Source organism: Nocardia sp. CA-120079 (assembly GCF_050955745.1).
GTDB lineage: Bacteria > Actinomycetota > Actinomycetes > Mycobacteriales > Mycobacteriaceae > Nocardia.
This window is the reverse complement of record NZ_CP192088.1, coordinates 4,755,468-4,770,039: the sequence shown is the minus strand read 5'-3', so window position 1 is coordinate 4,770,039 and position 14,572 is coordinate 4,755,468. Positions and strand designations below refer to the sequence as shown.

13 protein-coding genes are annotated in these 14,572 nt (G+C 65.3%); 6 read left to right on the top strand and 7 right to left on the bottom strand.

Annotated elements, in window-relative coordinates:
• The first annotated feature begins 40 nt into the window (after window positions 1-40).
• Together ACQPYR_RS21945 and ACQPYR_RS21940 are read left to right on the top strand one after the other, a co-directional pair.
• Entirely contained in the window at window positions 41-910 is an 870-nt protein-coding gene (locus tag ACQPYR_RS21945) for an SDR family NAD(P)-dependent oxidoreductase (RefSeq protein ID WP_433634928.1), read from the top strand.
• Between the two features lie 25 nt (window positions 911-935).
• Window positions 936-1,373 carry a nuclear transport factor 2 family protein gene (locus ACQPYR_RS21940; RefSeq protein WP_433634927.1) on the top strand — a complete coding sequence of 146 codons (438 nt, stop codon included), beginning with the start codon at window positions 936-938 and terminating at the stop codon, window positions 1,371-1,373.
• 37 nt (window positions 1,374-1,410) lie between these two features.
• On the opposite strand, the gene ACQPYR_RS21935 is transcribed toward ACQPYR_RS21940, so the two are convergent.
• From ACQPYR_RS21935 to ACQPYR_RS21910, 6 genes are all read right to left on the bottom strand, one after another.
• Complete coding sequence (locus ACQPYR_RS21935) at window positions 1,411-2,301, bottom strand: TIGR03619 family F420-dependent LLM class oxidoreductase (protein WP_433635213.1); 891 nt, start codon at window positions 2,299-2,301, stop codon at window positions 1,411-1,413.
• Between the two features lie 8 nt (window positions 2,302-2,309).
• Window positions 2,310-3,086, bottom strand: coding sequence for a hypothetical protein (locus ACQPYR_RS21930; protein WP_433634926.1), 777 nt, complete (start codon window positions 3,084-3,086; stop codon window positions 2,310-2,312).
• Between the two features lie 115 nt (window positions 3,087-3,201).
• A complete protein-coding gene (locus ACQPYR_RS21925; protein ID WP_433634925.1) occupies window positions 3,202-3,951 on the bottom strand; it encodes an SDR family oxidoreductase in 750 nt (249 codons plus the stop codon).
• Between the two features lie 197 nt (window positions 3,952-4,148).
• A complete protein-coding gene (locus ACQPYR_RS21920; protein ID WP_433635212.1) occupies window positions 4,149-5,369 on the bottom strand; it encodes an NADH:flavin oxidoreductase in 1,221 nt (406 codons plus the stop codon).
• A gap of 11 nt (window positions 5,370-5,380) precedes the next feature.
• Window positions 5,381-5,959 (bottom strand): TetR family transcriptional regulator, encoded by a 579-nt coding sequence (locus tag ACQPYR_RS21915; RefSeq protein WP_433635211.1) that lies wholly within the window; start codon window positions 5,957-5,959, stop codon window positions 5,381-5,383.
• A 146-nt stretch (window positions 5,960-6,105) separates the two neighbouring features.
• On the bottom strand, window positions 6,106-7,734 hold the full coding sequence (locus ACQPYR_RS21910) for an MFS transporter (protein ID WP_433634924.1): 1,629 nt from the start codon (window positions 7,732-7,734) through the stop codon (window positions 6,106-6,108).
• 310 nt (window positions 7,735-8,044) lie between these two features.
• Between ACQPYR_RS21910 and ACQPYR_RS21905 the strand changes: the two genes are divergently transcribed.
• A complete protein-coding gene (locus ACQPYR_RS21905) occupies window positions 8,045-8,851 on the top strand; it encodes an SDR family NAD(P)-dependent oxidoreductase (protein ID WP_433634923.1) in 807 nt (268 codons plus the stop codon).
• Window positions 8,852-8,917: 66 nt separating this feature from the next.
• Here ACQPYR_RS21905 and ACQPYR_RS21900 read toward each other — a convergent pair whose 3' ends face one another.
• Window positions 8,918-10,492, bottom strand: a complete 1,575-nt coding sequence (locus ACQPYR_RS21900) for an FAD-binding protein (RefSeq protein WP_433634922.1) — start codon at window positions 10,490-10,492, stop codon at window positions 8,918-8,920.
• 481 nt (window positions 10,493-10,973) lie between these two features.
• On the opposite strand from ACQPYR_RS21900, the gene ACQPYR_RS21895 reads away from it, so the two are divergent.
• From ACQPYR_RS21895 to ACQPYR_RS21885, 3 genes are all read left to right on the top strand, one after another.
• Window positions 10,974-11,780 carry an IclR family transcriptional regulator gene (locus tag ACQPYR_RS21895; RefSeq protein ID WP_433634921.1) on the top strand — a complete coding sequence of 269 codons (807 nt, stop codon included), beginning with the start codon at window positions 10,974-10,976 and terminating at the stop codon, window positions 11,778-11,780.
• A 119-nt stretch (window positions 11,781-11,899) separates the two neighbouring features.
• Window positions 11,900-13,084 (top strand): hydroxylase, encoded by a 1,185-nt coding sequence (locus ACQPYR_RS21890; RefSeq protein WP_433634920.1) that lies wholly within the window; start codon window positions 11,900-11,902, stop codon window positions 13,082-13,084.
• A 359-nt stretch (window positions 13,085-13,443) separates the two neighbouring features.
• Window positions 13,444-14,565: a tyrosine-protein phosphatase gene (locus tag ACQPYR_RS21885; protein ID WP_433634919.1), complete on the top strand. Its 1,122-nt coding sequence runs from the start codon at window positions 13,444-13,446 to the stop codon at window positions 14,563-14,565.
• The last annotated feature ends 7 nt before the right edge of the window (window positions 14,566-14,572 follow it).

The following is a 14,572-nucleotide window of genomic DNA, read 5'->3' as shown; positions in this document are numbered from 1 at the left end:
TGTTCCTTCCCGACAGGTTCCCGAGACCACACTGGCGATCATGACTGAGCTTGCAGCGGCCGCAACGAATCCCGATCTGTCGACGTACGGCCCGTGGGCGGTGATCGCCGGTGGCTCGGAGGGTGTAGGCGCCGAGTTCGCGCGGCAGCTTGCGGAGGCCGGGATCAACCTGGTGTTGGTGGCACGCAAGCCCGGTCCCTTGGCCGAGACCGCCGCGACGTGCCGGACGCTGGGCGTAGAAGTGCGCGCGTTGGCTGTCGATCTGATCGACGACGGCGTTACGGAGATCATCCGGGCCACTGACGATATCGAGGTCGGGCTGCTCATCTGCAATGCCGGGGCCAACACTCACAGCATGGAGTTCCTCGATGGTGACCTGCTCGAATTCCAACGTGTGATCGATCTCAACATCACCGCGACATTGCGGCTCGTGCAGCATTTCGGCGGGGCTCTGCGAATCCGGCGGCGCGGTGGGATCGTTATTGTCGGATCGTTGTCGGAGTATGCCGGATCGGTGCGTCACACCGTCTACGGTGGCGCCAAGGCTTTTCTGCGGATCTTCACCGAAGGTCTGTGGCTGGAGTTGCGCGATTACGGAGTGCACGTCCTCGAACTGGTCTTGGGTGTCACGCGCACCCCGGCTATGGCGCGGGTCGGGCTGAACTTCGACGCGCCTGGTCTGACCGTGTCCGAGCCTGCCGATGTGGCGCGAGAAGGACTCGCGCACTTGGCCGATGGACCGGTATGGATCGTCAGCGGCAATACGGAATCAGTCGCCAGGCGCGCCGATCTCGACCGGGCGAACGTGGTACTGGGGGCGCATCGGGCCATGGCCCGTTTGATGAATCTGGACCCGTCCGCCGACTCCACCGCAGCAGCGACCCCGAACGGCGAGGCACTCCATGGATAACGCACTTGCTCGCCTGGAACGACGTGTGAAACGTCTCGAAGACGAGCTCGCGGTTATGCGGCTGCTCACCTCCTATGGTCCGCTCGCGGATGCTGGAGACGCCGACAGAGCGGCCGAATTATGGTCCGAGAACGGCGAATACGACGTCGAAGGCTGGCATATGCGAAGCCGTGACGAGGTGCGGGCAATGATCAAGTCCGACCGTCATCGAGCACTCATCGGCGGTGGCAGCGCACATTTCTTCGGTCCGCCCACCATCACCGTCGATGAGGACGAAGCCCTGGCCGTATGCGAGTCGATTCTCGTGCGACACAGCGCCGCCGGTTTCCATATCCTGCGGGCCGGTGCTCATCGCATCCGGCTGCGCCGGTTTTCCGAGGGCTGGCGAATCGTGCAGCGAGTGACGCGGCCCCTGAACGGCAGCGCCGAGGCGCGAGCGCTGCTCGCAAGCGATGATACTTGAACCGGGCGGCCGCGGCGTGGCGGGACACCCGGCGGCCTCACTGCGTGTGGGCACCTGAGGCGGACGCGAAGCAGCTGAGGCGTGAAAGTGCGTCCAGCTGTTCGAGATAGTGCTCGAGCGATCGATGTCGCAGTCGGGGCTGCACGATGGTGGCTCCCGCCGCGCCGAGTTCGCCGATCACCTGTTCGGCACGATCAGGCGCGGAGTCCGGCGCGAGAGTCTCCGTGGTTCCCACCACCACTTCGAAACCTGGTGCGGCAGGCTCACGTTCCTTCAACCGTGCGTGCAGCTGATCAGGCGTGACGGCAGCTGGCAGCCAGCCGTCACCGAGCGTCGTGGCTCGCCGCAGTGCGGCATCGCTGACACCGCCGACCCAGATGGGCATGTGCCGCTGCACGGCATGCGGATCGACCACCAAGCCGCCGAATCGGTAGTACTGCCCGGCGAACTCGGGCACTGATCGGCCCAGGGCCGCACGCAATGCCGGGATCGCCTCATCGGCGCGTCGCCCGCGATCAGCGAACGATGCACCCAGCAGTTCGAATTCTTCACGCGCGGTGCCGACACCGACGCCGAGCACCACACGGCCACCACTGATGCGGTCCAAGGTCCCGTATCGCTTGGCAATGGCGAGCGGGTGGTGATACCCCAGCACCAGCACACTGGTGCACAACCGGATCCACGTCGTCCGAGCGGCCAGATACGACAGCGTGGCCAGCGGATCCCAGTAGCGGGTCCCGCGCGCCCCCTTCAGCATGGCGGACTCGGAGTCTTCGGCGACCGCGATGTGCTCACTGCACGTGACATGATCGAAGCCCAGTCGATCGCCCTCTTCCGCGATCCGGGCGATCTCCTCGATCCCGGCGTCCCGCTCCCATTCGGCGGAGCGTCCCGGAATATCCAGCACCACCGGTGTGCTGATGCCCATCCGCACCTTCACAAGCTCTCCCAAGGGTCGATCGTTCGCAGCGGCCCCGTCAGCAGTATCGTCTCGGCATCCGGGCACGGTGGCCCGAATCCGGAGGCATCCCACTCCTTTTCGCGATCGGCCAGTTCATGGGTGACCTCCGCCGGATCCGCGTCCAGGTACAGCAGCCGGATCCGCACCGAGTTGGGCGGATACTCGGCCATGCCATCCAGCGGCGGCGCAGGATGCTTGCGTGGCGAGTGCAGTGCGAAGGTCCATGCGCCTGCCACACCCGGACAGTTCACCATGGCGGGCAGGCGCACCCGGTCGTACCAGCTGTACTGCTCATGTGTCCGAGGTCCGTGCGGCTCCGCGAGCCGGCTCACCATGATGTGCAAGCCACGATTCGGGCGGAAGGGCAACGCATCTGCGGAAACCGTAACGCGCTCTGCCGCATATCCTTTCACCGGGGTGAAGAATGCGGTGAACGGCCGACGTACACCGGGAATCAGCGGCCCGCGTCCCCATTGGAACGAATCCTCGCCCAATTTCCGCCATTCGGCGATGCTCTGCTCGTAGGGTGGTCGGAACCAGTACATCGCGACATAGTCGGTCCCAGACAGGTCCGGACAGGATTCCCCGAGTGGGGTGTACTCGGCCGGACGCGCCCAGCGGTCGCCCCACGCCACTCCGGGCAATAGCAGGTTCTCCGGCCGATGATCAAACTGGTGCCACTCGTTGTACTCACGATGCAGACTCGCCTCTGCGAGGTCGACGAACGAGAAGAACGCCCGTTCGGAGAACATGGGAAACCTCCTGTCCGGACGCCGAATTCGCCACAGCGCCGCACGTGCCAACAAGCTAGCCCCGGCGCGTTACCGCGCACCGGAGACTTCCGACCAACGGAACAGTCCGTCCGATTCAGCCGAAGGTGGAGCCTGCCGTCATGCCGCCGTCCACGACGTACTCGCCGCCATTGCAATAGCTGGATTCCGTACTGGCCAGAAAGACAACGACACTGGTCACCTCTTCGGGCAGCCCCAAACGAGCCAGCGTGTTCGCGTCCCGATCCACGGTGGCATCACCGGCCATCGCGCCGATCATCGGGGTGAGGATGCCGCCTGGGTGGACGGAGTTGACGCGCACACCGTGCGGAGCCAGTTCCAGGGCAGCGGATTTCGTGAGCCCGCGTACGCCGAACTTGGACGCGGTGTAGGCGTGCATACCGGCCACGCCCTGTATTCCGGCGGCCGAGGAAATATTCACCACCGACGACGGCCGGGCCGTGACCAGGGCATCACGTGCCGCGGTCAGGCCGAGGAACGGGCCGGTCAAATTGACCGACAGCACCTGCTGCCACTGCTTCTCGGTGTAGGCGCCCAGCGGACCACCATCCAGGACGCCAGCGTTGTTCACCAGCACGTTCAGCTCGCCGAACCGCCGCGTCGCCTCCGCGACCGCAGTATCCCAATCCTCGGACCGCGTGACGTCGAGATGAACATAGGCAACCCGATCGCCGAGTTCGTCCGCCAGCCGGGCCCCGGCCTCGTCGGCGATATCGCCGATCACCACCGACGCGCCTTCCTCGGCGAAGGCTCGCGCATGGGCAGCGCCCATACCCGACGCCCCGCCACTGATCAGGGCGACCCGTCCGGCCAACCGTCCCGTCATAATCCATTACCTCCGTCGCGGTTACCGGTAATTCGAGCGCTGAGTCATCCGAACGTCTTGTGCGGGACGCCCACGATCAGGCCACCACCGAAACGTGCTCACCCGAGCACCGTTCTGCAGCAGGGCTCGCGCATGCGTCGTCCCCATTCCGCGCGAGCCGCCGCTGACGAGCGTCACCTTGTCCGTTACCCGCCCGCTCACGCCCGTGCCCCGGAATCGGTGGTGACCACCGGCAGCGTGTCGGCGATGACCGGGCTGCCGAGCCGGTAAAGGCATTCGGTTCCGGTGTAGATGGTGGGCATGCACTCATTGCAGTGGATGCACGCCGACCGGGTGGAGGCCTCGGATTGGATGCGGTGCAACAGATTCGGCTCGCGCAGCAGGGCCCGGCCCATGGCAACGAAGTCGAAGCCTTCGGTCATGGCCAGCCGCATAGTGTCCAGATTGGTGATGCCGCCCAGCAGGATCAGCGGCATGGAAAGCTCACGCCGAAAGTGGCGGGCCCGCTCCAATAGGTACGCCTCCTGATACGGATACTCCTTCAGGAACGCGCGGCCCGCGACACGGAAACCCCAACGAGCCGGTACCGGAAGCACTTTCGCGAACGACCGACGGGGCGCGTCACCATGGAACAGCAGCATCGGATTCAGCAGGGAACTGCCCGCCGTCAATTCCAGAGCATCCAGCGCGCCGTCGGCTTCCAGCCAAGCCGCCACCTGCACTGACTCCGGGACCGTCAACCCGCCGCGAACGCCGTCCTCCATATTCAGCTTCGCCGTCACCGCCAGCCGATCGCCCACGGCTTCCTTGACCGCCAAGGCGATTTCGCGTGCCAGCCGCGCCCGGTTCTCGGCGCAACCACCGTAGCGGTCCTTGCGTCGGTTGAGCCGCGGACTCAGAAACGCACTCGTCAGATAGTTATGGCCGAAATGGATTTCGACCGCGTCGAATCCGGACTCCGCGGCCAAGCCCGCCGCATTGGCATGCGCGGCGACCAGTTCCCCGATCTCATGCTCGGTGGGCACCTTCATCGGCTTCATGCCCAGCGGACTGAACATCGCGCTCGGTGCGAGGGCCGGGTAACGGTTGGAGGCCGCATTGGCCACCGGACCCGCATGCCCGATCTGTGCGCTGGCCGCCGCGCCTTCGGCGTGCACGGCATCGGTGAGCCGCCGCAGACCCGCGACAGCCTCCGGGCGCATCCAGATCTGATGCCGGTCGGTGCGGCCGCCGGGTGCGACCGCGCAATAGGCGACGGTGGTCATACCGACACCACCCGCCGCGACTTCGCGGTGAAAGGCGATCAGCTCATCGGTCACCAGCGCCTCAGGGGTGCGGCCCTCGAACGTCGCCGCTTTGATCACCCTGTTGCGCAACGTCACCGGGCCGAGCTTGGCCGGTGCGAAGACTGTGTTCATCTCCGTGTTCGTCATTTCTTCTCTTTCGACGGGGCGGTCAAACCGGCCACCACGAACTCCCGCAGCGCGGCGACCGCCGCCCGCGACATCTCCCGCTCCTGTGCCCCGGCACCACCGAAGCGCATGATGATCAGATCGAAAGCAAGTTCCCAGCGACGGCGACTGTCGCCCTCGCTCAGCTCCGGCAGCAACCCAACCCAGGACGTCATCTGGAACCATCGCTGGCTCCACAGCGCCGGGTGCCGGCCGAGCACGAACTGCGCCAGCAGCCGTAAATGCAAGCGGCCCACCGGGTCATCGACCAAGGCAACGAAGGGTTCGAGCACCGCGTCCACCACATCGGCCACCGGAACGCGTCCGGCGGTCACTGCGGAAAGCCGGTCAGCCCACAGCGGCCCCAGCCGGTCCTCGAGCAGCGCCGCGACCAGAGCATCCTTGGACCCGAAGTGATAGTGCACCGCAGCCGGATTCGCCCCGGCCTCCGCGCAGATCGCCCGCACCGATACGTCGTCGTAGCGCTCGGTCAGCAACAACCGTTCGGCCGCCGCGAGCAAACGAACGCGCGTACCCGTCGAAAGCTTCTCTGCCATGAACGCAGCTAACCACACGTCAATCAGTTCTTCAATCATTGTTTCAATCACTGAAACAATCAAGGCCCCGCCCGCTCTCGAGTGGCTGTTCGTCACTCGAAAACGGCACGGGGCCTCGACTTGCCGCAGGCTGTCGCCTCGCGCGATCAGTGCACCGCACCACCCGTCGCCGGTGTCCGGCCGTGCCGCATGACAAGTGTGAGGATGAGCGCGGCGATGACGGTCACGGCGCCGAACCAGAACCCCAGCTCGTAGCCGCGGTCACCGAATACCTGTGGAATGAGGCTGGTTTGGGGAGGCTGTCCCGCGACAGTGACGCTGGCCTGCAACGGGTGCGCGTTGACGAAGGCGGTGACGACCGCGACACCGATGGCCACACCCATGCTCTGCGTGACGCCCAGCATGCCGACGCTGATGCCCTGCTGTTCCTGCGGGACAGCCTCGACAATGAGGTTCGGCGCCGCCGCATAGTAGAGGCCCAGGGCCAGGCCGAAGACCGCGTTGGTGAACAGGAAGACGTTCCAGGTGTGTGGTGCGAGAGCCTGCGCGATGGCGACGACCGCGAAAACCGCGACTGCCACCAGTAGCGGGAGTCGTGCCCCGAACTTGCGCGCGACGATGCCGCCGACGATGCCGAACACCATGGTGAGCAGACCCTGCAGCAGTGCGATGCGCACGGCGAAATCGAGCAGGCTGAACCCGTTGCCGTAGGTGTAGCCAGGGTCCAGGCTCACCTGAACCGCCTCAGGTGGCAGCTGCATTCCGGTCAGTTGCGCCACCTTCGCCAGAGTGCCCGCGAGCACGCCGCCCTGGATGACGTCCTGGCTCGGCGTCTGCACCATATAAGCGATGGCATAGCCCTGGACGCCGATAATGCAGGACGCCAGCAATGCCACCAGAATCACGAGGCTGACCCGCGGGTGCAGCAGCAGTCGCATGTCCATGATCGGGGCGGACGCCCCTCGTTCCACCACCACGAAGGCCAGCACCAGTGCGAGCCCACCGATCAACCAAGCCAGTGTGGCCGGTTTGCCCCAGCCCCAATCTTGACCTTTGTCCACGTAGATCAGCACGAGCGCCGCACCGCCCGAGATCAGCGTCGCGCCGACGAAGTCGATCCGTTCGCGCACACGGAGTTTCGACTCCGGCACGAACACGAGCACAAGTGGCAGCATGACCACGGTGAACGCGAACAGGAACCAGAACATCGCGCGCCAGCTGTAATTGTCGACCAGCCAGCCCGCCAGCAGCGGTGCGAGAGCGGCCGAGAACCCGAATCCAGTGGAGGTCACACCGAGCCCGATCGTCACGTACTTGCGCGGCATCAGGTCCCGGATGAGGCCGTACGCCACGATCACACTCGCAATGGCAAAGGATTGCAGGCAGCGACCCACCAGGAACAGCGCCCAGCTACTGGTGACCGCACTGACCAGACAGCCGACCGCGAACAGCACGCCGCACGCGACGAACATCCGCTTCTTCCCCCACACATCGCTCATCTTGCCGATCAGCGGCGACGCGGACGCCCCGATGAGGCCGAAAACGATCATCGCCCAAGTGATGTTCGCCCCCGCCTGGGGAAAGGAGGGTGCGATCTTCTGCAGAGCAGCGGCGACCATCGTGTACTGAATCGGCGCGATCTCACTGAACAGCACGATGATTGCCAGCAGTGAGAACAGCCGTGCCCGGGATGCGCCATCGAGCCGACCGGTGACATCCGGCGAGTCCGGGATGTCGGGCACCCCGGCTGAATCGACGGTGGGAGTTGTGGACATGCCAACCCCTTTCGGGATCTTCAACAGATAAGAAACGCGTGAACCATGTCACAGTGAGAGAAGGCGGCTATCCAACGATTTCACTCAGCGAAACATTGCTTTTGCGAACGTTTTCGCCTTTTCCGGGACATCAACGAAATGGACAAACGGCACAACGGCCGCCGGGCCAGTCGAAGGACCTGTTGACCTACGCGCAGGCAGAGTTCCGCTCACCGAACAATCGTGCGCCGCGCAGGACGCTACCTCGGCATCCTCACACCGTAAGACCTCCGCAAGGCCGACTTCCCCAAAGCAAAGGAGCTTCACCACTATGACCGCACTGCAGCGTTACGCGGACCGCCGAGCCCTGGTCACCGGAGCGGGTTCCGGTATTGGCCAGGCAACCGTGCTGCGCATTCTGGAGGAGGGCGGCCGGGTTGCCGCCGCCGACATCAGCGAGTCCGGGCTGAAGGACACCATCGACAAGGCAGGCGTCCGCGCCGAGCGCCTTACCACCGTCGTGATCGATGTCGCCGACGAAGGGTCGGTACAATCGGCTGTGGCCGAGGCAATTCGAGCGCTCGGCGGCCTCGACACACTCGTGAATGCCGCGGGAATCCTGCGATCAGGTCACTTCGAGCAGGCCAGCCTTGCCGACTTCGAGCAGGTAATCCGGATCAACCTGATCGGCACCTTCCTCGTCACACGCGAAGCGATTCCCGCGTTGAGGAAGGGCAACGGCCCGGCGGTGGTGAATTTCAGCTCGACCTCCGCGGGCTTCGCGCATCCGTATATGTCCGCGTACGCCGCCTCCAAGGGTGGTATCCAGGCCATGACGCATGCGCTGGCCATGGAGTTCAGCAAGGCTGGCATCCGGTTCAATTCGGTTCAGCCCGGCTCGATCTCGTCCGGCATGACCGACGGCAGCGGCGAGGCAAAGCAGAGCATCGGTCCCGGACTGCCCGCCGATACCGACTTCGCACTGTTCGGCAAGACCGCTCCGATGCTGCCGCTGGATAATGGCGCGATCTTCGCCAAGCCCGATGCGGTGGCCGCGGTGGTCGCCATGCTCGGATCAGCCGACGCGTACTTCGTCACCGGCACCGAGGTCCGGATCGACGGCGGCTCGCACATGTGAGGCGCGGTCACGACCTGTGATGCACGAGAGTCGGCGACGACCGCGGTTGCCGCCGACCCTCGATCGTCAAGATTCGTCCGATTTCATGTCACGGGCCGCAAGGTGCGCGAAAACCATAGCCGCACCAATGGGATTACCGCCGCCCGGGTAGACCGTCCCGCTCACAGCGGCCATGGAATTGCCCGCCGCGTAGAGACCGGGAATCACCGTGCCGTTCGCATCTAGGACCCGGGCGCGGGCGTCGGTGCGCAGACCGCCCTTGGTGCCCAGATCGGAGATGCCGAAGGCCGCCGCGTGAAACGGGGGTTGTGTGATCGGAACAATCGGACTCGGGCTGCCCGGGACAGAGTTATCGAAAGCCTCACCGCCACGGTGAAAATCGTCGTCGGAACCGGCCTCGGCGAAACCGTTGAACCGGTCGACGGTCGCAGATAACGCTGCGACCGGTACCCCGATCCGCTCTGCCAACTCCTCCAGCGTGTCAGCGGAAAGCCACAACCCCGCGTCGACGTACTCCTGCCGATCCGCCAACGGCACACCCGCGAACAGCAACGGCGGCTGCCCACCGGTGCGGTTGTCGTAGACCAGCCAGTAAGGCAAGGTGATTCGGCCTGCTTCCAACTCCCCGAGCACATCCCGACCAGAGCGGTCGTAGGGAGCGGATTCGTCGGTGAATCGCGCCCCTTCGTCATTGACGAAGATGCCGCCGGTGAACCACAGCGAAAAGGTGGAGGTGCCATCCGGGTGGGTCAGGCCGGGCGACCACCACGCCTCGTTCATCAGATCGACATCGGCGCCGATTGCCATGGCGGCTTCGATTGCGGCACCGCAGTTTCCGGGCGGTGACATGGAGTCGCGCTCCGACCCGGGAACCCCATGCGCCTTGCGCATCGCATCATTGCGCTCGAATCCTCCTGCTGCGATAAGGATTCCGCGTTTGGCACGGATGCGGCGCAGCCCCTGCGGGGTCGCAACCACTGCCCCTACCGCTCTACCGTTGAGTCGGATCAGTTCCCGGCACACCGTTTTGACCCGCATTTCCGCGTGCGGAAACTGTTGTAGTGCCAGCAGCAGGCGGCCGATCAATGCCTGACCGCCGCCGAGTTCCGTCGGCGGCTCCAAGCCGCCTCGGTCAGTGGCCAATGGCGGACGCAGAATGTCGCGCTGCTCCCCCAGACGTTCGGCAGGCATCGGCGACGGCACGATGTGCCGCCCACCGGCGCGCGCATGGGGTGCCATTCCGAAATAGTCCGGCCAGGGGAGCACCTGGAATTCGAAAGCCCGATCGGATTCGAGGTATTCCACCAGCGGAGCGCCACCGGTGACGAACGCGTCCTGCAGTTCGGCGGGCGTCCGATCGCCGACCACCGCGCGGAAGTAGGCCAGCGCGTCCTCGATGGTGTCATCGTCGCCCGCTCGCCGCAGTACCGGATTGCACGGAAACCACATGCCACCACCGGAATACGCCGTTGTCCCGCCCACATGACCGGTGGCCTCCACCACGATCACCCGCAAACCCTCTCGGGCGGCGGTGTACGCGCCGGTCAGCGCCCCGCCGCCGGAACCCACCACGAGGACATCGCAGTCGACGTCCCATTCGACGGCGCTGTCGACCCAGCTCTTCGTTGTTGATTCGGACACCGAGCGTGCTCCCTTCTCGCCGGCACGAATACGCCGGAGCGCAGATCGTAGGCATGCGGATAGCCGCCCCAAGTCCGGATATTCCGGTCAGCGAAACAGCCGGTCAGCGAAACTGCGCCTGGTCTCCCACGCCGGATGTTTCGCTGAGTGAAATCCCCTGCCCACGACGGAGATAACCAATCGGATTACTCGACCGTGCATCCATCCGACAACTGCCAGCCTTCCACGCTCCACAAACTCTGCGCACTGGGGCGAGCCCGCACTCGAGCACCTCCACCGAATCGGGAACCGAACTGACCGACTCGGCCGCGCGGCCGGACCTTCGACTCGCAATCAGGCGGCGGCGGGTCGGGCGAATCCATTCGCGCTGTCCGGATGTGACCGACGGAAGCCTTCCATCGGCTGGAACACCCGCCGCTCGACCAGCTTCCGGCTCCTAGCGTCGAAGCGACAGTCGCGTCGGTTTCTCGAAGGTGGTGTCATGACCTCGATGTTGGACAAGGGTTCCGGTTTCGCTGCCGAGCGGCGGAGACCGCCACCGGCTTTGCTTGAACGCGTCACTTTGATCATGGACCAGTTCGAGCGCCCGGACACCGTGCGGACTTTGGAGCAGGTGGCAAGCGAGACCGGTCTGCCTCGGTCGACGTCCTATCGGATCCTGGAACACCTGACTCGGCTGCACTGGCTGTTTCGGACCCCCGCCGGGTACCGGCTCGGTCAGCGTTCTCTCGCGCTCGGTGGGCACGAGCTGGGGTACGGCTCGCTGCGTAGTGCGGCCGCCCCTATCCTGCACGAGCTCGCGGTTCATACCAAACTCGTTGGGCACCTGGCGATTCTCGATGGTACGGAGATCCACTACCTGGACAAGGTCGCCGGACCGCACGCCACTGGGGTGACTTCCCGCGTGGGCGGCCGGGCGCCGGCGCACTGCACTGCGTTGGGCAAGGCCATGCTGGCCTGCATGGCTCCAGAGCGGATCGATGTCGCATATGGGTCGGGCGTGAAACAGTACACGTCGCAGAGCGTCGGCACGCTCGACCAGTTGCATCGTGAACTCGGCCGCAGCCGAAACGGCAGCCCCGCATACGAATTCGGCGAGTACATCGCCACGGTGGGCTGCGTGGCCGTCGCTCTACGCAACCCCGATGGCCCGATCGGCGCCATCTCGGTGGCCGCGAACACGCAGACGGCCCTGAATCGAGTAGCACCGCTGGTCAGGCGGGCGGCCCGGGCAATCTCCGACGAACTGCTGCGCGCAGCCACACAGCCGATGCGGCACCGGACGTGATCGCACACTACCGTTCCGACCACTGGACACTCCCCCTGGCGCGCAACGCTGTTCCCGATAGCGTCGCCGATGTCCCCCACCAGCGGGTGGAGTCCCTGTCAGCAGTTGGAGGTGCGTTGATGTCGCACGAGGTTGTTCGCCGCGTCGAGGAGGTCGCCGAGCGGTTGGCGACGACCGCCGAGGAGACCGAACGTCTGGGCAAGCTCTCGGACGAGAGCGTGAAGCTGATCCGACAGGCGGGCGTCATGCGACTGCTCCAGCCCACCGAATTCGGTGGCTACGCCGCGCACCCGCGCGATTTCGCCGAGGCGGTCATGGCGGTCGCACAGCACTGCGGTTCGACGGGCTGGGTGTGCGGCGTCGGCGGCGTGCACCCGTGGGAGATGGCGCTCATGGACCGCAGGCTGCAGAACGAGGTGTGGGGCGAGAATCCCGACACTTGGATCGCCTCGCCCTATGCGCCACAGGGTGTCGCGACACCGGCGGACGGCGGCTACATCTTGACGGGCCACTGGAACTTCTCCTCCGGCACCGATCACTGCGACTGGATCTTTCTCGGCGCGTTGGTCGGCGACGCAGACGGTAAGCCCGTGCAGCCGTCGAAGGTGCTGCATGTCGTATTGCCGCGCAAGGACTACACGATCGTCGACGACTCCTGGGACGTGATCGGACTGTCCGGCACCGGCAGCAAGGACGTCATCGTCGACGGCGCCTTCATTCCGTCCTACCGCACCATCGAGGCGGATCAGGTCGCGGAGGGCGAACTGACGGCAGAACGAGCGGGCCGAACGGATACCGTGTACCGATTGCCATTCTGGACGATGTTCCCCCTCGGCATCACGTCCGCGGTGATCGGCATCGCCGAAGGCGCGCTCGCGGCGCACTTGGACTATCAGCGCGAGCGGGTGAGCGCCATGGGCACTCGCATCAAGGACGATCCCTATGTCCTGTACGCCATTTCGGAGGCGGCGTCGGAAATCGCAGCCTCGCGCACCCAACTGCTCGACGGCATCAGCCGACTCTACGATCTGGCCGACGCGGGCAAACCGATCACCTTCGAGGACCGCTCGTTGGTGCGCCGCAACCAGGTTCGCAGCGCGTGGCGCGCCGTGGCGGCCGTCGATGAAATCTTCGCGCGCTCGGGCGGCAATGCGGTGCGGAGGCAGAATGCCATGCAGCGCTTCTGGCGCGACGCCCACGTGGGCCTGCAGCACGCCATCCACACGCCGGGTTCCCAGTATCATTCGACCGCTCTCACCAGCATGGGCGTCGACCCGCAGGGGCCATTGCGTGCGATGATCTGAATTGATCACTGTGGCCGGCACCTGTCGGGATATTCGCCGGGCAGGTGCTGGCTGCGCAGGGACACGGCACTCGCCACCGTGCTTGCCCTGTGCACCGGAAATGCTTCCGCGCAGACGATTCCCGCGGGTGCGCGCTACGTGGCGCTGGGCAGTTCGTACGCGTCCGGCCCCGGCCTGCACGACACCCGTGCTGTTCGCGCTCGGAGCGCAACTACCCGCACCAGGTCGCCGCCGCCATCGGACTGGACCTGGTGGACGTGACCTGCGGCGGGGCGACAACGTCCAATTCCTCGATACACCGCAGCACACCTCCTCTGGCGGCGCGGTCGCACCCGTTCAGATCGACGCCGTCACCGCTGATGCCGCCTGGTGACCATCACGATCGTCGGCAACGACCTGAACTTGGTCGGATCGACGATCGCAGCGAGTACCTGCGCCGAATTCCTCGGCACAGTACCGGGTGTGTGCGAGAACGTCACCAGCACAAAGGAATCCACACAGGCGGATTTCGATGCCTTACAGCGATCGATCACCACTGTCGTGAACGCCGTGCACGCATGGGCGCCCCACCCGACGGATCATCGCGAGACTTGCCGACTGATCGCAGCGACGCCGACCACGAGCGCCACCCGCGAAATACCGTGTTTCGCCAAGCGGTCACTCGGACCGGCCGCAACCTGGGCCGCCGTTACGGTGGCCCGATGGGCCTCATCGACCTTCAAGGTGCAATTAACGTTCGCGACTTGGGCGGCTTCCGCACTGCCGACGGCCGCCGCACTGCCCGCGGCAGACTGTTGCGCGGTGACGGACTGCACAAGCTCACCGACGGTGACGTCGCCACGCTCGCAGAACTCGGGCTGCGTACGGCCATCGACTTCCGTAGCGCCGAAGAGATCGAGCACGCGGGGCCGGATCGACTGCCGGATGGCGCCACAGCGATCGCGCTGCCGATCGCAGGCGGTAACCTCGGTCAGACGCTGAAGGCCATTCGCGGCGAGACCACCGCGGACGAGGATTTGGGCGGTGGACGCGCGGCCGAACTGATGCGCGAAATCAACCGACAGTTCGTGAACGATCCCGAATACCGTGCGGCCTTCGGACGAGCGCTGCGCCTCATTTCCGAAAGCAGCGGCGGCGCATCTCTGTTCCATTGCAGCGCGGGCAAGGACCGCACCGGCTGGATGACCGCGATCGTATTGACCGCCCTTGGCGTACCGCGTGACGAGGTCACCGCCGACTATCTGGCCACCAACGACTATGTCTGGCCCACCTACGAGGCCTGGCTGACCCGCTCCACCGAATCAGGCGTCATCGCAGACCCGCAGCCGATCCGGGAACTGCTGCGCCAACATCCGAGCTATATCGACGCCGCCTTCGAAGAAGCATCGAAGCGGTACGGCAGCTTCGACCGATTCCTATCCGAAGGCTTGGAATTCGACGACACGGACCGTCGTCGACTGCGATACGTCCTGCTCGAATGATGTGTCC